Consider the following 21317-nt stretch of genomic DNA (forward strand, 5'->3'; position numbering starts at 1 on the left):
TCTTTAGCCCCTTTCTTTTCTAACAAAACGTTGCCGCAAGTTCTTTAATGAAAGTTCCCAGTTTCCTAACAAGCCTGATGGCTTGAAAATCATAATCAAGATTAAGACAATTGCATAGATCACCATTCTTAGTGCACCAAAGTTCTGCAAAACAGTATCTAAGACGCCCAGAACTGTGGCTGCTAAAAAGGTCCCGGTCATGCTGCCGACTCCACCTAAAACTACAATTACTAAAATAGAAATTGATTCCATAATTCCAAAATCACCCGGTGCAATTGTCTGTAAATAAGAAGCATGCAAACTACCAGCAATCGCTGCAGTTGCTGCACCAATCATAAAGGCCGCTAACTTCCACTTAGTAGTGTTAATACCCATTGCTTCTGCTGCAATCTCATCTTCACGAACAGCCTTAATTGCGCGACCACCACGTGAATTAATGAAATTCATAAGAATAATCGTAGTTACACAAACCAGCACGTAGACCGTTGGCCATGAACATAATTGTGGAATATTAAACATCCCACTTGAACCACCTGTAATTTTCAGATTGTTAATCACATTACGAATAATTTCAGCAGCGCCTAGAGTGGCGATTGCTAAGTAGTCGCCTTTTAAGCGTAAAAAAGTAGCCGTTCCAATAATTGCCGCAACAATCATAGCAATAATAATTCCGATTAATACTGAAACAATGAAGCCCATTTCCGTACTAACATATTGAGTAATAATTGCCGTAGCATAGGCACCAAGTGCCATAAAACCAGCATGTCCTAAAGAAAACTGTCCACTAAAGCCAATAATTAGGTTAAGTCCAGTTGCCAAAATAATATTGATACCAATTGTAACCAGCATATTCTCAATAAACGCATCAATTACTCCAACCATAATTAATAAATCGATCAAGACAAAACCGACGGCCATAATTAGCAACCACGATAAGATATATTTCCAATTCTTTTTCATGTTGCCACCTAAACCTTTTCCTTAGCATTCTTGCCAAAAATACCAGCTGGTAAAAAGAGCAAAATCACGATTAATACCAGATAAACCACTGCATCTTTATAAGCTGAAAGTCCGATAGATTGGAAGAACGTCTCCAAAATTCCGATTAGGAATCCACCAATTGAGGCTCCAGGCACAGACCCAATTCCGCCTAAAACCGCAGCGACAAATGCTTTAATCCCAGGCGTCATCCCCATTAATGGATCAATTGAATTATAATACATGCCGATCAAAATTCCAGCGGCACCAGCTAAGGCCGAACCCAATGCAAAGGTAAAGGAAATCGTGTGATTAACGTTAACCCCAACTAATTCTGCAGCTTCTTGATCAACTGAGACAGCCCGCATCGCACGACCCATTTTAGTTTTTTGAATAATCAACTGTAATAAAACCATGAGGATTACGGCAGTTACCAAAATCAAAATTTGAATATTGGAAATTAACACCCCAAAAACATTGTAATTAACTTGTTCAATCACCTGTGGAAAGCTACGGGCATTAGAGCCGACTATATAAGACATCCCATTTTCGAGTAAAAACGATACACCAATCGCGGTGATTAACACGGCAATCCGTGGAGATTTGCGCAGAGGCTTGTAAGCAAAATGCTCAATTAAAACTCCAGCGATAGCTCCAACAATCATTGCAGAAAGCAGTGCTGTAATAAAATTAAAATGCCATAAACTAATCACATAATATGCGCAAAAGGCGCCAAGCATATAAACATCACCATGAGCAAAATTAATTAAGTTAATAATGCTATAGACCATACTATAGCCTAACGCTAACAAAGCATAAATTGATCCTAGTGATAATGCATTAATGACTTGTTGAAAAACTGTTTGCAAATTAAATCGCCCTTTCCTCGATAAATTTGTTACTAAAATTATTTAATATTATAGTATTTATTCACTTTACCATTGGTCATTTGTTCAATTGCAATCGGCTTTTCTGGGTCATGAGAGTTGTTAACTGTAATCTTACCAGTAACACCATCAAAGTCCTTAATGTGCTTTAATCCTGTGGCAACCTTAACTGAATCATCCGATTTTTGATCTTCGATTGCTTGTTTAATCATATAAACTGAATCATAAGCTAAGGCTGAAAAGGTTGGAGCTTGTTCGTTGTAACGCTTTTTATATGCATTCATAAACTTAACTGCGGTTGGATTCTTTTCTGCTACTTTAATTGAGAATGGTGTGGTGTAATAAATGCTGCTGGCATTTTTAGCACCAGCTATTTCAGCTAATTTTGGATCAGCCATACCGTCACTACCAATAATTGGTGCTTTAATACCATTTTGACGAGCTTGCTTAATAATTAACCCAACTTCCGTGTAATAGCCAGGTACATAAATTGCATCAACCTTTTTTGATTTAAATGAAGTTAGAACCGCGTTAAAGTCCTTGTCACCTTCAGAATACGTTTGGCTATCAGCAATCTTACCCTTGAATTCTTTCTTAAAAGCTTTAGCTAATCCTGTACCGTAATCACTGGAATTATCTGCAAAAACTGCAACGTTTTTAGCCTTTAAAGTATCTTCAGCAAATTTCGCTGCTATTTGACCTTGGAAGTTATTCTGATAACATGCCCGAAAAACATAAGGCTGAACTTTGCCATTCTTCTGTTTAGTATAATCTGGATCCGTTGCTGATGGACTAACGCTTGGGACAGCGGCTTTAGTAATATTAGGAATTTCAGCAGTACCAGCATTAGTTGTAGCTGGCCCAACAATCGCTGCTACCTTATCCTTGTTTACTAGCTGTGCCGCAACAGAAGCAGAAGTTGAGATCGCGGTTTTATTGTCACGAACGATTAATTTAATCTTTTTCTTCTTGCCATTAACGTTAATTCCACCTGATTTATTAATCTCAGAGGCAGCTAATTGAATTCCTTGCTTTTGCGCATTTCCATAACCAGCCGCGCCACCAGACAGCTCCATGTTGACTCCAATTTTAACGGTTTTATCATCCTGATGAGTACCTTTGCTGCTATTCTTATTAGTACTACATGCAGTCATCATCAGAGCTGCAGCAGTAACAACTGCCGCACTCATCACTTTTTTAGTTAGCTTCTTCACAATTTTTACCCCTTTATTATTAAAATGATACTTACCAAAAACCAATCAAAAAACCTCATCCAACTTAATGAATGAGGTTTAATTTGTCACTTAGTTAAGCCCCAATCATTAAGACGCAAACAAGGGCTTAACTAGTAAAATTACTGAAGAGTAATTACTTAAGTCAAGTCCTCCATTGCAACAACAAGGCTAGCAAGTTTTGAGTATTAGCTATCATAATGTTTACTGATTTATTAAAATAATTAGTTTTCATTAAAATATCCTCCTCAAAACTATTTAATATTTAAGATTATAACTAGATAGTTTTAGTCTGTCAACTAAATTATGGAAAATAAAGCACAATTATTTGATTAGAATGATAGTATTTAAATTAAAAACTATCCTTGACTTTTTAGTGCATCTGAACTAGATTAACATAAAATTAATTAAAAATGAAACCAATAAATGGACTGATTTTTAATTGATTAATAGCCATAACTTATTTAATTTAGGAGGAAAACACTATGAGACTTTGGTCAAAGATCACACGTAAAGAAGATCCCAAAATGTATCAAAGTAAAGATCAACATTTAAAACGAGTTTTAACTACTAAGGACTTCTTAGCATTAGGAATTGGGACCATTGTTTCAACTGCTATTTTTACATTGCCTGGCGTTGTAGCAGCAAAATATGCTGGTCCTTCAGTTGCACTATCATTCTTAGCTGCCGCAGTTGTAGCAGCCTTAGTCGCCTTCGCTTATGCTGAAATGTCCTCTACTATGCCATTTGCAGGCTCTGCATATTCATGGGTTAATGTTGTTTTAGGAGAGGGCTTTGGCTGGATTGCTGGTTGGGCACTACTTGCAGAATACTTTATTGCCCTGGCCTTTGTTGGTTCTGGTTTATCGGCTAATTTACGTGGCTTAATTTCACCGTTAGGAATTACTTTACCTAAGCAATTGGCTAACACTTTAGGTACAAATGGTGGCTGGTTTGATTTAATTGCTGTCGTCGCAATTTTAATTGTTGCTTTTCTGTTATCCAAAGGGGCTTCAACCGCAGCAAGAGTCGAAGATATTTTGGTCGTGCTGAAAGTTATTGCAGTCTTAACATTCATCATCGTTGGCGCTACTGCAATTCATCCTGAAAATTACGTACCATTCATTCCCCAACATCATCTCAATCCTGATGGCACATCGTTTGGTGGCTGGCAAGGAATTTATGCAGGTGTTTCATCGATTTTTTTAGCATACATTGGGTTTGATTCAATTGCTTCTAATGCAGCTGAAGCCAAGAATCCTTCTAAAACCATGCCACGAGGTATTTTAGGCTCACTAATCATTGGCGTAATCTTATTTGTTGCAGTTTCACTAGTTTTAGTCGGAATGTTTAAATATAGCAATTATGCAGGAAACGCAGAACCAGTCGGTTGGGCTTTAAGACATGCTGGCCACCCAATTATTGCTTCTGTTGTCCAAGCAGTAGCAGTTGTCGGAATGTTTACCGCGTTAATTGGAATGATGATGGCAGGATCACGTTTGCTTTATTCTTTTGGTCGTGATGGATTACTTCCCAATTGGTTAGGTACATTAAGCAAAGATAACCTGCCTAACAATGCATTAGCTTTTTTAACATTAATTAGCGTTTTAATCGGAGCTGTCTTACCATTCACGACTCTATCACAATTAATTTCAGCCGGAACACTGATTGCATTTATGTTTGTCTCATTAAGTATTTATAAATTACGGCCACGTGAAGGTAAAGATTTGCCACAACCAGGATTTAAAATGCCTTGGTATCCAATCATGCCGGCCCTAGCATTTCTTGGTACCCTAGTCGTCTTCTTGGGCCTAGATAAAGAGGCAAAGATCTATTCAGTTGTTTGGTTCTTAATTGGAATCATTATTTACTTTGCTTACGGTATGAATCATTCAACTTTAGGAAAACAAAAAAAGTAGAAAGGAAGCATTAATTATGAGTGAAAATCAAAAATTACTAGCTAGTGAAAATCAGCATTTATCTAAACAGAGAATCCAATATTATAACATTGCTATTGAATCTGGCCATGGTGCAATCATTACGGATGCTGATGGCAATGATTATATTGACCTATTAGCAAGCGCTTCATCAACTAACACTGGTCATGCACATCCGCACATTGCTAAAGCAATTGCTGATCAAGCCAGTAAGTTAATCCAATACACTCCGGCTTATTTCGCAAATATTCCTTCAATTAAGCTAACCGAAAGACTCTGTAACTTAGCACCTATGTCTGGTGCTGTTAAATTATCATGGGGTAATTCTGGCTCAGATGCTAACGATGCTATCATTAAATTTGCGCGTGGATATACGGGAAGACAGTATGTTGTCAGTTATACTGGAGCCTATCATGGTTCAACATATGGCTCAATGAGTGTCTCAAGTTGCAGTCTTAATATGGCACGGAAAATGGGACCAATGTTACCAGGTGTAGTAAAAGTGCCTTATCCCGATGCCTGGAGCAGACTAGCCGATGAGTCTGAAGATGATTTTGTAGATCGTATGTTTGCAGCTTTTAAATTACCATTTGAAACTTATCTACCAGCTGAAGAAACCGCAGTAATCTTAATTGAACCTATTCAAGGCGATGGTGGTATTACTAAAGCACCACAAAAATACATGGAAAAAGTCTATAACTTTGCTCATGAACACGGGATTCTATTTGCCGTAGACGAGATTAATCAAGGAATGGGACGAACAGGTAAATGGTGGTCAATCCAGCACTTTGGAATTGAGCCTGATCTAATGAGTGTTGGTAAATCTATTGCTTCTGGCTTGCCACTAAGTGCCGTAATTGGTAAAGCAGAAATTATGGATAGCTTGGATTCGCCAGCCAATGTTTACACAACTGCTGGAAATCCAGTTACAACTGCAGCTTCGTTAGCTACAATTGACGTAATCGAAGACGAACATTTAGTAGAGCGCTCAGCAAAGCTAGGGAAAGTTGCAGCTGATTTCTTCACTAAAGAACAAGCTAAATATCCATTTATTGGTGATTTTAGAATGTATGGTCTAAATGGTGGTATTGACATCGTTGATCCAAATACTAAAGAACCCGATAAAGCCGCAACTACCAAATTAATTTACCGAATGTTTGAACTTGGAGTAATTATTATTAGCTTAAAAGGAAACGTACTACGTTTCCAACCACCACTAGTTATTACAGATAAACAGCTGCAACAAGCGTTCAAGATCATGGATCAAGCATTTAGCGAGCTCCAAGCTGGTAATTTAAAATTACCAGAAAACGCTGAAGAGATTGGTTGGTAGTTAGTTAAGCTCACATTTCAGTTAAATAATAACAAAAAAGTGTCTGATAACTTATTTATGTTATCAAACACTTTTTTGAATTAAACTATGCCACCTTCGTTTATATCATAGCTTCTCCTTTTAGACTTTTAAGCAAAACAAAGACGAGCTTCTAACATTGAAGCTCGCCTTTTTTAAATATTAACAATTATTTTTAATTACACATTTAAGACCTTGTTCAAGAAGTCCTGCAACCGCGGACTTTGTGGGTGGTCAAAGATCTCTGAAGGTGTTCCCTGCTCCATAATTTTGCCATCTGCCACAAACACTACTCGATCAGCAACTTCTTTAGCAAAGCCCATCTCATGAGTAACGACTACCATGGTCATTCCTTGTTTTGCCAGTTGTTTCATAACTTCTAAAACATCGCCAACCATCTCTGGATCAAGCGCAGAAGTTGGTTCATCAAACAACATCACATCGGGATTCATCGCCAAGGCTCGTGCAATTGCTACACGCTGTTGCTGTCCACCAGATAACGATTGAACTTGGGCATCAATCTTATCGGACAGACCTACTGTCGCCAATAATTTTTCGGCCTGCGTGCGAGCTGCTGCTTTATCTAACTTGTGTAGTTCAACTGGCGCCAACATAATATTTTCACCAACAGATAAGTTATTAAATAAATTAAAATGCTGAAAAACCATCCCAATATTTTCACGCACCTGATTAATATCAACTTTGGGATCAGCCACATTAACACCATCAATTACTATTGAACCAGCAGTCGGTTCTTCTAGTTTGTTTAAAGCACGCAACAATGTACTCTTACCAGAACCAGATGGCCCAATGACTACTACAACTTCGTTGTCCTCAACAGTTAAGTCAATCTTCTTTAGCACATGATTACTACCGAAGTTTTTGACTAAATTCTTTACCTCTATCTTAGCACTCATATTTTTGTCCTCTTCTCTACCCAATTTGATAACCAAGTTAGTAGCGTAATAACAACTAGATAAATTACCGCAACAATCGTCCAAACCTTGAAGCCTTCCAAATTGCGGGCAATAATAATTTTACCTGTTTGCGTTAGTTCCAAAATACCAATTACTGATAAGATTGAGGTATCCTTGAGCGTAATAATAAACTGGTTAATAAAGGATGGCACCATAATTTTAATTCCTTGCGGCAAAATCACTTTACGCATGGCCTTACCAAATGGCAAACCTAGTGAGCGCGCGGCCTCCATTTGCCCAGAGTCCACCGCCTCAATTCCACCTTTAACAAAGGCAGCAATATACGCACCTTCGTTAAGCGTCAACGTGACGACACCTGCTACGAATGCCGGAATTTTTTGACCAGTTAAACTTGGAATTCCTGTATAGATGAATAGCGCCAAAACTAGTAATGGCATCCCACGGAACATATAGATTAGCGTGCTTGAAAGTCCATTACAGAATTTATTTGGTACAACACCCAATAAGCCGACTAGTACACCAAAAATTGTAGCAAAAATAATCGCTACTACAGTAAGCCACATTGTTTCACCAAAACCTGATACTAAGGCAGACTTATTCTGCTTCAATAGACCAACAAAGCTGCGATCCTCAGTATCTTGATTACCACCAGTAGTCTTTTGTTGCTTAGTACCTAAATATTTAGCCTTAATATCATCATAAGTGCCACTTGCTTTCAAATCTTTAAGTCCAGCATTGAAAGCTGCTAGCAATGCGCTGTTCGTTCCCTTCTTAACACCAAAAGCATATGGCGCTTTTAATGCAGGTTTAGTAACAATCTGCAACTTAGTGCCTTTCTTAATAGCATATTGCATCACTGGTTGATCTTCGAAACAAGCAACTGAATTGCCAGTCAGCACATCTTGATACATATTGTTTGAGTCATCAAAAGTTGTCGTCTTAAAGCCATACTTTTTCTTGATGCTATTTGCATATTGAGCACCAGCAGTTCCTGTTTTAATGGCAACCTTTTTGCCTTTTAGTTGAGACAGCTTAGTAATCTTACCATTATTAGCAGTTGCCATGACGACACCAGACATAAAGTAAGGCTTAGAAAAGTCAATTTTTTGCCGACGCTCTTTAGTGATCGACATCCCAGCAATCATGCCATCAATCTGTCCCGACTCTAATGCTTGGACTGAACCATTAAAACCTAACGGCTTAATCTTAACCTTAAATCCTTGTTCTTGGGCAATATTCTTCAAGATATCAATGTCAATACCGACGTATTTATTATCACTGTTAGCAAACTCAAACGGTGGAAAAGTCACGTCTGTTCCAATAACAAAAGTTTTGCCTTTTACATCTGCATTAACCTTAGTACCAAGATATTTACCCACAATTTTGTTATAAGTACCATTGGCTTTGATCTTTGCAAAACCCGCGTTAAACTTACGGATCAATTCTTGATTCGTACCCTTTTTAACTGCAAAACCATACCAACCAGTATTTGCAGCTTTAGTGACAATCTTTAATTTCATGCCCTGATTAATGGCATACTGCATCACAGGCTGATCTTCAAAACAGGCCACAGAATTACCAGTAACAACATCCTGATACATATTATCGGAGTCATCAAACGTAACTGTTTTAAAACCATATTTTTTCTTTAAACTATTAGCATATTGAGCAGCAGCGGTTCCAGTCTTGAGTGCCACGCGCTTGCCCTTTAAATCCTTAAAGCCGCGAATCTTGCTATTGTTACCAACAGCCATCACCACACCAGTCTTAAAATATGGTGTCCCAAAGTCAAACTTTGCTTGCCGTTCTTTGGTGATTGTCATCCCAGCAATAATACCGTCTAACTGACCAGACTGGACAGATTGAACTGCACCATTAAAGCCAACCTGCTTGGTCTTAACCTTAAAGCCCTCTTCTTTAGCAACCGCATTAATAATATCAATATCAATGCCAACATATCGATTATTATCGTTAGCAAATTCAAATGGTGGATAAGTAACATCTGTGCCGATTTCATAAGTCTTAGCCTGTGCTTGATCAGTGAAACTACCAATCAGCACTGCCATTATTCCTAAGAAAATCACACCTAACATGCTTCTACGCAATCGGTTATGCATAATCTTTACTCCTTACATTAAACTAAATTAGATAACTACAAATAAACTCATTATCCCTATTAATTATAAACTTACTAAGCTATAAAGGGAATTAATACACAACTTGACTAACAAAAAAAGACTGATTCTACCTAAATAGAAATCAGTCTTGTTAAATTTTAATAAGTTATTCTTGCTTTAAAACTATATTTTCGTAAAGCTTAACCGTTACTAAATAATAACCTAAATACAGTACAATAAAAATCACAAATGGTACCCAAATATTACTATACGGATCGGGCAGAAGTGTTCTGAATAATCTGAGTCCAAATAGCACATCAATTATCCCCAAAACTCCAGGTAATAGGAACAAAGTCCCAATCTCTTGTTTAATTGATCGCCGCAATACTTGTTGTCTGGCACCAATCTTGTAAAGCATCTTGTAGCGAACCTTGTCACTTGCTGCACCACTCAAAACTTTAAACATTAAAGTCGAAGCTAGCATGGTTAAAAAGGCCAGCCCTAAAAAGAAACCCATAAATTCAAAACCACTGGCTAAACCAATCATCATTTGATAATTATTTGCCTTACTAGTTTGGAAGATATCTTTGAAAGCCGCATTCTCCTTTGCCTCTCGTTTTTCAATACTCAGAATAGTTGGATAATCTTTACCAAAATCTGTAACTCGTAAGTATGAAACGAATTTATTCTGCCCGTTAATTTCCTGCAATTTTTGCAGTGAAACCAAATGAATGATCTTTGGTAAGCCATTAGGAACCATGCCGCCAAAAGTATTATTAGCATCCGTTCTTGGTTTATCTAATTGACTGGTTGGCAAAGTTACCTGATGCCATGATTCTTCATGGTTCTTATAGGTAAACTTCATATGCTTTAGCGGCTGTTTTTCAAGTTCAGCTCGATTAAAATATAGCTCCTTGCTAGTTTCCTTATAATGATACGTCTGCTCATCTTTAATATCTAATTTAGCCACATCACGCTTGATTGCAGGAGAATCGCTAACAATAGTCGCATCATAATAAGTATTATTCTGTGCCAAGTCTTTTAAAGAATCAAACTTCAAGCCAACCGTAATTGCTCCCAATGCTAAAGCAAAGAGTAGCGAAATTACCGTTAAGATCCGCGTATAATCACGCAAGCGAAACTTCAATTGTCCCAAGGTAAACATTCTAATGCCATGGTATGAAAAGCTTTTACGATTGATTAAAAAGCCAACTACCGCTCCAAAGAATGAGTTAAAGGTAAAATATGAACCTAAAACAATCGTGACTAATGCTGCCGGCACAATGAAGAAGATTGCCGTAGCAGGCATATTCATAATATGATATCCAGCTGCAAGCAAAGCTATTCCTAACACTGCCTCAATCGAGTGTAAGAATGAACGTTTAGTTAGTTTAACAGGTTGTTGATCTTCATGTAGCAAGTCAATAACTTTAGTGTGAGTTAACTTGCGACTATTGTGTAATGCCCCAAAAAAGAAAATAACAATGAAGAAAACTAAGGTCCAAAGAATTGCACTAGGCAAAATTGCTTGGAAGTGAGAAATTTGTAATCCTAAATTATTAATCAGCAATTTTGAAACTAATGCTGTCAGCCCAAAGCCGATCCCAATTCCCAAAAGTGCAGCCAAGATGCCAATAACTAGGGTTTCACAAAATATCAATAAACCAATTCTTGAATTCTTAGCCCCTAACATCATAAACATCCCATAATCATGCTTACGCATACTAAGCAAAAATGAATTCGCGTAGGTGAGATAGACCAGTGTAATTACTACTAACAACACAATTCCGAAGCCAAAGATAAAAGTTAAATAATTCGATGGCGCATTAACATCATGAGTCATAAATGACGGATTAGTCGCTAATGTTAAAAACATATAAAAAATGGTACTAGCAACAACTAACCCGGAAAACAATACGGCATAGTCTCTAAACCGGCTTTTAATACCTGTTAAAGATAATTTCCAAATCATATTTTGCTCCTTATTCTTCCGTACCTAAGTGATCGATCAGCAAGTGATAAAACTCTTGCCGTGACTGCTGCCCTTTAAGCATTTGCTCTCCAATCTTGCCATCCTTAATGAATAGAATTCGATTAGCAAAACTAGCCGAAAATGGATCATGCGTTACCATTAAAGTAGTCACATTATCGTTTCGATTTAAATTATCCATTGTATCCAATAATTCTCTGGCACTTTTTGAATCCAACGCCCCTGTTGGTTCGTCAGCCAGTAAAATGGTTGGCTCATGCACTAATGCTCTGGCTGAAGCCACTCTTTGCTTTTGTCCGCCTGACAGTTCGCTAGGATATTTAGCCAAAATTTCTTCAATCCCTAAACGCTGTGCAATCTTATCAACTAATGGATTTACTCGTCTAACTGAAAGCCCGCGCAACGTTAGCGGCAGTGCGATATTTTCACGGTTAGTCAAGTTTTCCAACAAGTTAAAATCTTGAAAAATAAAGCCAATTTGCTTACTTCTAAAATCTGCCATTTGATTAGCATTCAGTGTGCTAATATCCTCATGATTAATAAAAACATGTCCCGTAGTTGGCTTATCAAGAGTTGAAAGAATATTAAGCAAGGTCGTCTTACCAGAGCCTGAGGCTCCCATAATTGCCACAAATTCACCCGGTTCAACGGTAAAATTAATGCCCTTTAGAGCTTGATATTGTTTTTCACCACGTTTACCGTAAGTTTTAGTAGCATGATCTACTCGTAAAATTTCAGTCATTATACATCCTCCTCAAAGTATTTGCGTATTAACTTACTAACACACTAATATCTAGTATTAATTTTGTCAAATATTTGCACAAAAAAAGATAAATCCTTCAATTTCTTTAGAAAGATTTATCTTTTAAAACTATTTAATCATCATCGTCGTCATATTCATTGGAATCATCCGTAGTATCTCGGATAATTGTTCCACCACCGATTGACTTAATCTTCTGCTCATTGCCATCAAGTTGAAAAAGCCCATTCTTATAGAGCATAACTTGCGTATGCTCATCACCATTGCTCTTTTCAAAATCATAGGTAACTTTATAAGTTACACTGCTAGAGTTATTTGGCGCTGGATTGATTGCCACCACATCACAGTCAATATCATAATAATCAGTTGAATCATTGTGATCAAATCCACGCAACATTTTGTGTAATTCCTGATAACTACTATTATCAGATCCACCAATAAAATTGCTACTATCGGGACCATTAAAAGCTGCTTCTAATGCGTCTTCGGCTTCATCTTTATCAATCAAGCCTTTCCATTGCGGATACAAGATGATTCTACCGTCATCAAAGTCAATATCATCACTAAAATCATCATCGTCTTGCGCAGCAACTGCCGAAGGCAAATCAGTAATCACCTTTGATCGCAAAACCTCGTTGCCAACATTAGTAGTAACATAAACCTCCATATTATTGGTTATCGGATAATCCTTAAAGGTCTTACTACCATTAGCTAATTTACCAACCTGATGATCGTTGAGATAAACCTTGGCACCAGGTAGACTCTTAATAGTAAAAGTCGCGGTTTTAATATTCAAGTTCACTGTCTTGTTGGACCAAATATTAACATTAGCATTCGCCTTTAGAGTGCGTTTGGCAACACTTGACTTAACTTCAAATTGATATTTACCAGGAAACAGTGGTTTTAGCTTTTGATAATATTCGCCGTCACCTTTAGCCTGACCAACTGCTTGGCCATTAATCAATACCGTTGAATTAGCATGATTGGTTTTGACTTGCGGCGTATAAGTATTTAGATGCAGCGTATATTTCGGGAAAAACAACAAATAGCGCCCCGATTGTTTAAGACTTACTTGATCCAAACTAGTACCTGACTTGAGAGCGATCGCCAAATTATTAGCAGTAGATTGATGTGCTTGATAATATTTTTGGGTTGGCTTTAGCGACTCATCTGTTACCTTCATGGCATAATCATCAGTAGTTACGTATTTTGCTAATGGCATTTGCGGATTCTTCAAACTAACCATGATTTGATCAATTTGATTACTGCGACTGTAATGATTACTACCCCAAGCATAAAAAACGCCAAACAAAACAAATACGACAACCGCTGCAATCAAAATAAATTTAGTTTTCTTTTTAACTGGTTGCGGCTTACTTGCTACTGCTTGACGCTTAGGCGAAGCAGCCTTTTTCGTCTCACCAGCAGTTGCCGGCCTGCTAGCTACATTAGTTAAATCAGCCCCGCAATGCGGACAAAACTTAACATCAGCATTTACCTGATTGCCACATTGCGGACAAAACTTTTTCCCCATCTTCTACACCTCGCTTGTTACTACATGTGACTAAAATAAGTAATGAATTGTAAAACAACTGTATTATACGCCAACATCAGCCAAACTATTTCAACCATAAAGCTTGCAAATAAAGCCAGCATTATGCCATACATCTTGTCACGAATCGGATCAGAATCACCTAGTAATACTACTTGTACGGCAAGCACAAATAGATTAAGACTAATCAAACTTAGAATGACTGCAAAAATCTGACCACCTGCTCCCATCATCATAAAGATAAAGACAGCAGCAATCAAAATCAAATTTAAATTCGAGCACTGCACTGCATGATTAAAAAAGGTCAGGAAACTATTTTTGGGTCCATAAATAAAGCGATCAACCAAGTAATTCACCCCAGTAAAAGCTGCTTCTAATAAAATTACAAAAAATAATACCTCAAAGACTGTAATAAATGGAATGTTAACAAAAAACGCTTGCTGGCTACCATAACTATTTAAACCAATGTAGAAGCCTAATACCAATAACAAATCTTCAATTAACAAAGTGACTGCTCCATACCAGCTAGTGCTTGGCAGTCTGGTAAACGGATGTTGCCAAGACTTCACCAGCCACTGCCAATAACCCTGCATTTGATCAATTGGCTCTTGGTCACTTTCATCTTCAAAATCTGCTTGACTTTGATTAACATCTGCCTGGAAAGTTTTACGATTAACTGCCATTTTGGCAACATTACGTAAATCAGCCCCACAATTAGTACAAAAGTTAACATCATCTTGCATTATCGTCGCACAATTAGGACACTTTTTCATTCATTTTCCTCCTAAATTTAGGTTAACTACTCCCTTTTATTGTCATCTTTAGTTTAATATAATTTAGTGCATTAAAAAAGAGCGGATTTTCCCACTCTTAACATACTATAAATTAGTTTCTATTCATCATCTTGTACAGCACAATTAACTGTCTGTCGATTGCCACAACCACGCCGATAAATTCTTCTTTCATTATTGCGTGGCACTGCACGTTGACGATCATTACGACCCCAACAATTATCCCAACTAGCTCGCAATTGCGTAGCAACCGTTGGATTATCAGTATTTTTGGCTTGCGTTTTAACTGGTAGAGATAGTCCTACCAGTAGCAATAAACCGAAGACTAGAGTTATCAATAGTGGTTTCTTAAATTTCATAGTTTTTTTCCTTCCTAAAAAATAACTTAACTCACTAGCGCAACCGTTTCATAACTTGGCGTAACGGTGTCACAATAATTGGCGTTACAATTGCCGTAAACGCAGCTTCAATTAAGCCATTAAGGCCTAGTGCGCCAATTAAAATTACAATTAGCGGTGTGTTGGGAGTCGTCTGCCCTAAATTAGCTACTAGTTTACCTGAATTTCCCATAAAAATCACACTCGTTAAAACAATTACCACAACCGTATTGGTCAAAGACGTAACTGCCCCAGCAAATAAATAACCCCAACCTTGAGCAACTTGCTTCTTGTTATGCAGCAATTTACCAATTAAGCCAGCAAATAATCCTGCTAAGATACTTGGAGTCAATGAAATAAATACATTTTGGAACAGCATTAAACTGACAATATCACCTGGTTGTGTGTAAGCCTGAAACAGTCGTAATAATCCCCAAAATAGACCAAACAGTGTTCCAGCTTTAGGGCCCATCAATAAACCATAAACAGCCACAGTTAGTGGCACGGTTGTAATGGCAGGTAAAGTCGGCAAAATTCGAATATAGCCAATATTGGGAACAAAGGTCTGCAATAAAAATATTGCAACAAACATAGCGGTAATCGCCAAATTCCTAGTTTGCTTTCTCTGCATTTAAATCTCCTCAAGGTATTTACTTTAAAATTATTTGTCATTATATGACTAAACTGTCTAATAAGCAAATCGTATATATTATTTTAATAAACAACTAGCCATTAACTATTTTTACTACTCGGTTTAAAGCCTGACGTGCTTCAGGAATCGGGTACAAAATAAAATCATGATCCATTTTAGGATAAATAAGTGTTTTTACCAGCAATTTTTGCACCTTAGCTAATTGCGCCAGTCGTAAAGCATCAAAGTATAAAATATCGTGTGTTCCTGTAAAAACATAGATAGGCACTAGGCCGGTTAGTTTGCCATAAACTGGACTAACTAAAGGATTGGTTTTAGACAACTTACCTGCATAAATTTGCCCACGCAATCGTAAGTCTGTTGCCTGCAAAAGGTGATCGTTTGGTTGAATTTCGGGAATTCGCGGATCAGATGTTGCAACGTCTAACCAAGGCGAAAATAAAATCGCTAGCTTAGGTTGTGGTAACTGCAATTTTGTGACCTGCTCAAGCATTGCCAATGCTAATCCCCCACCTGCAGAATCACCCATTACAAAAATATTTCTAGGTGCAACTGTTCTAAATAATTCTTGATAAACCTCTAACACCATTTGGTTGGCAACAATTGCGTCAGCACTTGGTGCTTTAGGGTAAATGGGCAGAACAACTTGGGCATGCAATTTACAAGCTAATTTTTTGAGCGTGGCAAAATGAAAATATAGTGGCTGCTCCCAATACGCTCCACCATGTAAAAAGAACACGGTCTTTTTACTACTGGCATATTTAGTGATACAAAAAACATCTCCGCGCTCGTTCCAAGGTTTAAAACCCATTTTTTTGGCATAAGTTGGCAAATGATATGGTTCATTAGACTTGTGTAAAGCTGCTTGATAGGTTATAGGTGTCAGTGCAGGAAACGGCTTGATAACTCGCAATCCTTGCTCAATTAGAGTACTAGCAACGCTAGTTCCCATCTTGGCACGTAATCCTGCCCATGCTAGTAAACTAGTGGTCAAAATTACGTTAGTCTTCTTCATTATTTACCTCCTGTTGCTGCTCATAAAAAGCCCTAAGTTTCTTTGCTTCATTTGCTAAAGTTACCTCATCATTAACCTGTGACAACTTATAACCTACAAAATATGGTGGCGCCGCAAAGCGAGGAACTAACTTAGCACAAATTCCTCCCATTTCCCGTGGATAAAAAAATAGATTATATGAGTCAGCTCGTCCCTGATTCATAACGCTCAGTAGATATTTAACTCCTATTTGAATCCAATCAGCCCATAAGTTTACTCCAGCAATATTGAGCAAGTTAATATTCAGCTCTTCATAGCCTTGAACTGGCTGAGTTGCAACATTTACTTCGACATCCTCCTCATTGAATAACGTTATCCCAGAAAAGTTCTTTTCATTAATATAACTGTAACCATCAACCTTATTAAGAGCAACCAGTTGCATATGGGGATGAACTAACGAACCACCTGAATGTGGCCCGTAATTTTTATACCAAAGAACTGATTTAAACAACTTGCTTTGCTGCATTTTGTTAAAGCAATCTAAAGCAAAGCTAAGTAATCGGCGATTATAAGCAACCGAATAATTAACAATATCCCCATGATGATCACTCGCTTCAATCAAGACTGTCTGCACCGTATCACGCAAGGTTGGAAATTTATTATGCAACCAAATCATGTCCCCAGTTTGCTGATAAATATCTGTTAAATCTGCAACTTGGCAAAAGGGACAAATTGCCTTGTTTTTAGTTTTCCGATATGAATGTGGCTTATTTTTAGCAACTGCCAATTCAAAAACTAATGGCTTCATTTCCATAATAACCTCCCAAATAAAAACTGGTGTTTTACTAACCTTACAATAGATGATAAACTTAAACAGCAAATAATTTCAAAAAGCTTTAATTATAGTGGGTGAATTATGCAATCAAGAAAAGATTTAAAAAAACACAATAATCGCAATAATCTCTATTTAATCACTGCTGGCATTATTTTAAGCTTATTAATTGTCTTCGGCGTTGTGCTATATAACCAACATGTCGAATCTCAAAAACAAGCTAGAGAATTTGCTACTAATCACTTTAATCCTAATGTTAGCATTTATGGGGTTAAAGTTGGCAATTTAACTATCAATAAGGCTACTAAAAAAATCAATGCTCATGCTAATAACTTAGTTTTATTAGAGCAAGGCAAAGTTTCAATCGAACGCGATCCAAGTATTAATACAATTGATAAGCAAACAGTCGCGCAATACTTCAAAAAACAACACACTGCTATGCCTGACAAACGTAATTACAACTACCGTTTCCAAGCACTCGCTAAGGCTAAGCAAAAATTCAAGAACGTTAGTCATGCCGAAATTGATTATCAGATAGCTGGTAAAACTTTTAAACTAAAAGCACAAAAGTTAATTAATCAAGCGACCTTTAAAAATGGTAAATACAGCTTTACTAATGTTGAAAACTTAACGGCTAAGCTTAACCAAATGAATAATAGTGTTTCTACCTTACACCAAAGCTATAAATTCACGGTTCCAGTCCATAAAAAAGTTAATGGCAACAAAATTACTGTGAAAAATCAAAGCTATGGTTGGGGGATTTATACCAAAAAAGCCCAATCGGCAATCGAACAAGCTTTTTTAGACGGTACTAAGACACTTGATGGTAAAAACTATATTTACGGTTTAGGATACAGCACCTATGGACTAGGATATGGCAAAAGTAATCATGGCATTGGCGACAATTACGTCGTGATTTCACTTAAAAAACAAGAACTATGGATTATCCGCAAGGGTAAACTAGCTGTTCACTTAACTGATGTCGTCACAGGCACCAAGAATGGCGGCAAAGGAAACCGCACGCCTGTAGGTGTCTGGTACATTCAATATAAACAGTCTCCAGCTACCTTACGAGGTAATAATGATGATGGTTCAAAATATTCATCCAAAGTGCAATATTGGATGCCGTTTACACTCAGTGGTTGTGGTCTTCACGATGCTAGTTGGCGCACTGACTGGAGCAAGAAAGCATATCTGCGCGGTGGCTCACACGGCTGCATCAATATCAAACCTAGTGAAATCAAACCTGTTTGGCATAATGTAATCAAGCATGAAGCTGTAATTGTTTACGATTAATAGCAGCACAAAAACACCTCGTTTAGTCAGCGAGGTGTTTTTATATGTTTAAATTTAAACTAATTAATCTTCGATTGCCAAATTTGTTTTAATAGCTTCATTAACCGCAGTTTTTTCATGTTCAATTAAATCAACTTTGGTAGCAATTGATCTAGTATCCATCTGAATTTCACGACCTAAACCTGGTTGATTAATCTTAGGTTCAAAGAAGGCCTTGAATTCAGCTAAACGTTCTGGTGTATGGAAAACTCTGGCGGTGACTGTAATATACGAAGTAAATGACATATCGCCACCAACTGTCTGTTCTAGCCAAGACCATTTATCTCGTAACCAATCCCACGCAGCCTGCTGCCCTTTTGGCTCAGCTAAAACATTATAATACCAAGAGCGTAAGTCTTGCGGCTTAATTACATCAGCATCTCCAAAATCAGCAATAATTCGATCAATTTCCTGCTCATCCTTGGTACTGGTAATTGCTGATAACAAGTCTTCCTTATAATATGGATCAACTGCTGCCTGATATTCCTTAATTAGCTGCTCAACTAAGCCTGTTCTAGCATAATTCTTAACTTCATTCATCAAGACATATGGACGAATTGCAGCATCTAAACTAGCTAACTTAGACTGGTAATCGTTGAAGATTTGATGACCCGTTGCAATAACCGCTTGATTTTCAGCATAAAGAGCTGCCGAAAGTTCTAGTGGACGCATTTGCAAATCTTCCATAGAATCATTAGCTTGTGACTCCCAGCCTAACCGTGCAACTTGCGCGTGCGACAATTGATTAAAGAATTGTTTTAAGTTCTTTTCTTCAATCGAAGCAGGAGTAACAAACTTACGCAATTTTCTAGCTAAATCGAATAAGGAATTAATCACAATATTTGATTTAGAATTAGCAAACTTAGGCAATAACGGTACAATTTCGGCATAAGAAACCTGCTTGCCTTCTGCTAACAACCCTAAATCTTGCAATAGTTGCAATTGATCAACTGCTGTTAACTCATTCAGTTCAGTCATAATATCTGACATCAAAGTTTCATCATAGTTAACGATAAAGTGTGAGCTATTACCAACATTCAAGCGTAATGCATGACCTGCATTTTCACGCAATTTTTGATAATTACCCAAATCAACTTCTGCTTTAGTCATAATCTTTGGTGCTTCAAAGTTAGCATTTAGCGGGATTGCCCAAAGACGACCTTTGTCTTCACCTTCACCAGCAAAAAATTGTTGCTGCTCTAAAATTAAGTGTCCATTATCAGCCACCTTAGCAGTGACAACCGGATAACCTGGTTGATCTAACCAAGTATGCATAATCTCGCCAATATCTAAATCGGTCGCTGTTGATAATGCATTCCACAAATCATCGCCAGTAGCATTGCCATATTGATGTTGTTCAAAGTAATATTTCAATCCAGCACGCAACGCATCATCGCCCAAGAGTTTGCGTACCATTACCAGCATTCTAGAACCTTTGGCATAGACAATCGCACTGTCAAACAGGGAATCAATATCTGCTGGGTGTTCAACTTCAACATGGACAGACTGGACGCCATCAGTTGCATCCCGATTTAAAGCCATTGGAACCTCACCCGTCTGATACATATTATCCCAGACGTGCCAATCAGGTTCGATAGCATCGATTGATAAGTACATCATCATATTGGCAAAACTTTCATTAAGCCACAGATCATCCCACCACTTCATCGTTACTAGGTCACCAAACCATTGATGTGCTAATTCATGGGCAATTACGGTAGCAACGTAGCCTTTTTGCGCAACTGTTGCGTTATCTGGATCAAGTAAAATAGCTGCTTCACGATAAGTGACTAGACCCCAATTTTCCATAGCTCCAGCAGAAAAATCTGGCAGAGCTAATTGCCATGAGTGTGGTAATGGATATTTAGTTTGGTAAAATTCCTCGTAAAATTCAATTGAACGTTTAGCAATATCTAAAGCAAAGTCTAATTCCTTAGGCTGATGTGCCTTAGTCGCAAAAACGCCAACTTGCACACCATCTTTAGTTTCTGTGAGCTTAGATTGTAATTCACCAAAGGCAAAGGCAACTAGATAAGTTGACATTCTAACTGACTTTGCAAAGTAGTGTACGCCATCTTCAACCTTAGCTTCTGGCATGTTGGCGATCGTTACTTCACCAGGGTGCTCATCATATTTCAACGCCAAAGTAAAAGTAGCTTTTGCTTCAGGCTCGTCAACACAAGGAAAAGCTTGTCTTGCAGACGTAGTTTCAAATTGGGTTCCAATAATCTGTTTCTTCACACCATCAAGCATGTAATAAGATGGATAAATCCCCATCATAGTATCAGTTAGTGGGGCGCTATAAGCAACTGCAACCGTCACTTGACCACTATGGCCAAGATCAATCACAATCGCCTCTTTATCATCATCAACAGTAAACGGCAGCTCACGGTCGTCCTCCTTAACTGAAATGATGTTCATGAATTTTTGATTAATAAAAATCGTTTCTTCAACCGCTTCACCAGTAATGGTTGATGTTCCCGTAATTGTCTTCTTTTCCCGATCTATATCAATGAATAAATCATAATGATCAGGCTGAAAAGTTTCATAAAAATGTTTGGCAGCCATAATTTCCTCCTAAATTAATATTCATT

16 protein-coding genes and 2 pseudogenes are annotated in these 21317 nt (G+C 37.6%); 3 read left to right on the forward strand and 15 right to left on the reverse strand.

Annotated elements, in window-relative coordinates; all coding sequences use genetic code 11:
• Window positions 1-3: 3 nt before the first annotated feature.
• From OZX56_RS08370 to OZX56_RS08380, 3 genes are read right to left on the reverse strand one after another with little or no spacing between them, the layout of a single operon-like run.
• Window positions 4-960 (reverse strand): branched-chain amino acid ABC transporter permease, encoded by a 957-nt coding sequence (locus OZX56_RS08370; protein WP_277139564.1) that lies wholly within the window; start codon window positions 958-960, stop codon window positions 4-6.
• A gap of 8 nt (window positions 961-968) precedes the next feature.
• The gene (locus OZX56_RS08375; RefSeq protein ID WP_277139565.1) at window positions 969-1847 is read right to left on the reverse strand and encodes a branched-chain amino acid ABC transporter permease; all 879 of its coding nucleotides are present in this window, start codon (window positions 1845-1847) and stop codon (window positions 969-971) included.
• A gap of 38 nt (window positions 1848-1885) precedes the next feature.
• Window positions 1886-3082 (reverse strand): ABC transporter substrate-binding protein, encoded by a 1197-nt coding sequence (locus OZX56_RS08380; protein ID WP_277140372.1) that lies wholly within the window; start codon window positions 3080-3082, stop codon window positions 1886-1888.
• 500 nt (window positions 3083-3582) lie between these two features.
• Here OZX56_RS08380 and OZX56_RS08385 point away from each other — a divergent pair, with 500 nt between their 5' ends.
• Window positions 3583-5016 carry an amino acid permease gene (locus OZX56_RS08385; protein WP_277139566.1) on the forward strand — a complete coding sequence of 478 codons (1434 nt, stop codon included), beginning with the start codon at window positions 3583-3585 and terminating at the stop codon, window positions 5014-5016.
• 16 nt (window positions 5017-5032) lie between these two features.
• Window positions 5033-6367 (forward strand): aspartate aminotransferase family protein, encoded by a 1335-nt coding sequence (locus OZX56_RS08390; RefSeq protein WP_277139567.1) that lies wholly within the window; start codon window positions 5033-5035, stop codon window positions 6365-6367.
• A gap of 197 nt (window positions 6368-6564) precedes the next feature.
• On the opposite strand, the gene OZX56_RS08395 is transcribed toward OZX56_RS08390, so the two are convergent.
• The 11 genes and pseudogenes from OZX56_RS08395 to OZX56_RS08445 all read right to left on the reverse strand — a co-directional run bounded on the left by OZX56_RS08395 (window position 6565) and on the right by OZX56_RS08445 (window position 17370).
• A complete protein-coding gene (locus OZX56_RS08395; RefSeq protein WP_277125572.1) occupies window positions 6565-7302 on the reverse strand; it encodes an amino acid ABC transporter ATP-binding protein in 738 nt (245 codons plus the stop codon).
• Window positions 7299-8657: pseudogene (locus OZX56_RS08400) on the reverse strand (amino acid ABC transporter substrate-binding protein/permease); the annotation flags it as partial. The pseudogene OZX56_RS08400 and the gene OZX56_RS08395, both read right to left, overlap by 4 nt.
• Window positions 8658-8744: 87 nt before the next feature.
• Window positions 8745-9440, reverse strand: a pseudogene (locus OZX56_RS08405) (transporter substrate-binding domain-containing protein); the annotation flags it as partial.
• 166 nt (window positions 9441-9606) lie between these two features.
• Window positions 9607-11412, reverse strand: coding sequence for an ABC transporter permease (locus OZX56_RS08410; RefSeq protein ID WP_277139568.1), 1806 nt, complete (start codon window positions 11410-11412; stop codon window positions 9607-9609).
• A 10-nt stretch (window positions 11413-11422) separates the two neighbouring features.
• Window positions 11423-12172 (reverse strand): ABC transporter ATP-binding protein, encoded by a 750-nt coding sequence (locus tag OZX56_RS08415; protein ID WP_277139569.1) that lies wholly within the window; start codon window positions 12170-12172, stop codon window positions 11423-11425.
• A 133-nt stretch (window positions 12173-12305) separates the two neighbouring features.
• Entirely contained in the window at window positions 12306-13724 is a 1419-nt protein-coding gene (locus OZX56_RS08420; protein ID WP_277139570.1) for a zinc-ribbon domain-containing protein, read from the reverse strand.
• Window positions 13725-13744: 20 nt separating this feature from the next.
• On the reverse strand, window positions 13745-14515 hold the full coding sequence (locus OZX56_RS08425; protein WP_277139571.1) for a zinc ribbon domain-containing protein: 771 nt from the start codon (window positions 14513-14515) through the stop codon (window positions 13745-13747).
• A 119-nt stretch (window positions 14516-14634) separates the two neighbouring features.
• Window positions 14635-14892 (reverse strand): hypothetical protein, encoded by a 258-nt coding sequence (locus OZX56_RS08430; RefSeq protein ID WP_277139572.1) that lies wholly within the window; start codon window positions 14890-14892, stop codon window positions 14635-14637.
• 34 nt (window positions 14893-14926) lie between these two features.
• On the reverse strand, window positions 14927-15541 hold the full coding sequence (locus tag OZX56_RS08435) for an ECF transporter S component (RefSeq protein WP_277139573.1): 615 nt from the start codon (window positions 15539-15541) through the stop codon (window positions 14927-14929).
• 94 nt (window positions 15542-15635) lie between these two features.
• The gene (locus tag OZX56_RS08440; RefSeq protein WP_277139574.1) at window positions 15636-16577 is read right to left on the reverse strand and encodes an alpha/beta hydrolase; all 942 of its coding nucleotides are present in this window, start codon (window positions 16575-16577) and stop codon (window positions 15636-15638) included.
• Entirely contained in the window at window positions 16564-17370 is an 807-nt protein-coding gene (locus OZX56_RS08445) for a DUF4931 domain-containing protein (RefSeq protein ID WP_277139575.1), read from the reverse strand. Before OZX56_RS08445 ends, OZX56_RS08440 begins: the two co-directional genes overlap by 14 nt.
• A 102-nt stretch (window positions 17371-17472) precedes the next feature.
• Between OZX56_RS08445 and OZX56_RS08450 the strand changes: the two genes are divergently transcribed.
• Entirely contained in the window at window positions 17473-18684 is a 1212-nt protein-coding gene (locus OZX56_RS08450) for a L,D-transpeptidase family protein (RefSeq protein ID WP_277139576.1), read from the forward strand.
• Between the two features lie 63 nt (window positions 18685-18747).
• Here the strand turns inward: OZX56_RS08450 and OZX56_RS08455 are convergent, their stop codons facing one another.
• Window positions 18748-21291 (reverse strand): M1 family metallopeptidase, encoded by a 2544-nt coding sequence (locus OZX56_RS08455; protein ID WP_277139577.1) that lies wholly within the window; start codon window positions 21289-21291, stop codon window positions 18748-18750.
• Window positions 21292-21317: the final 26 nt, after the last annotated feature.

Origin of the sequence: Lactobacillus sp. ESL0684 (assembly GCF_029392675.1) — a bacterium.
Classification (GTDB): domain Bacteria; phylum Bacillota; class Bacilli; order Lactobacillales; family Lactobacillaceae; genus Lactobacillus.

Excerpts from the sequence above, each read along its gene's own strand:
- OZX56_RS08370 (WP_277139564.1), bottom strand. The coding sequence starts at position 960 with ATGAAAAAGAATTGGAAATATATCTTATCGTGGTTGCTAATTATGGCC.
- OZX56_RS08385 (WP_277139566.1), top strand. The coding sequence starts at position 3,583 with ATGAGACTTTGGTCAAAGATCACACGTAAAGAAGATCCCAAAATGTAT.
- OZX56_RS08390 (WP_277139567.1), top strand. The coding sequence starts at position 5,033 with ATGAGTGAAAATCAAAAATTACTAGCTAGTGAAAATCAGCATTTATCT.
- OZX56_RS08395 (WP_277125572.1), bottom strand. The coding sequence starts at position 7,302 with ATGAGTGCTAAGATAGAGGTAAAGAATTTAGTCAAAAACTTCGGTAGT.
- OZX56_RS08410 (WP_277139568.1), bottom strand. The coding sequence starts at position 11,412 with ATGATTTGGAAATTATCTTTAACAGGTATTAAAAGCCGGTTTAGAGAC.
- OZX56_RS08415 (WP_277139569.1), bottom strand. The coding sequence starts at position 12,172 with ATGACTGAAATTTTACGAGTAGATCATGCTACTAAAACTTACGGTAAA.
- OZX56_RS08420 (WP_277139570.1), bottom strand. The coding sequence starts at position 13,724 with ATGGGGAAAAAGTTTTGTCCGCAATGTGGCAATCAGGTAAATGCTGAT.
- OZX56_RS08425 (WP_277139571.1), bottom strand. The coding sequence starts at position 14,515 with ATGAAAAAGTGTCCTAATTGTGCGACGATAATGCAAGATGATGTTAAC.
- OZX56_RS08430 (WP_277139572.1), bottom strand. The coding sequence starts at position 14,892 with ATGAAATTTAAGAAACCACTATTGATAACTCTAGTCTTCGGTTTATTG.
- OZX56_RS08435 (WP_277139573.1), bottom strand. The coding sequence starts at position 15,541 with ATGCAGAGAAAGCAAACTAGGAATTTGGCGATTACCGCTATGTTTGTT.
- OZX56_RS08440 (WP_277139574.1), bottom strand. The coding sequence starts at position 16,577 with ATGAAGAAGACTAACGTAATTTTGACCACTAGTTTACTAGCATGGGCA.
- OZX56_RS08445 (WP_277139575.1), bottom strand. The coding sequence starts at position 17,370 with ATGGAAATGAAGCCATTAGTTTTTGAATTGGCAGTTGCTAAAAATAAG.
- OZX56_RS08450 (WP_277139576.1), top strand. The coding sequence starts at position 17,473 with ATGCAATCAAGAAAAGATTTAAAAAAACACAATAATCGCAATAATCTC.
- OZX56_RS08455 (WP_277139577.1), bottom strand. The coding sequence starts at position 21,291 with ATGGCTGCCAAACATTTTTATGAAACTTTTCAGCCTGATCATTATGAT.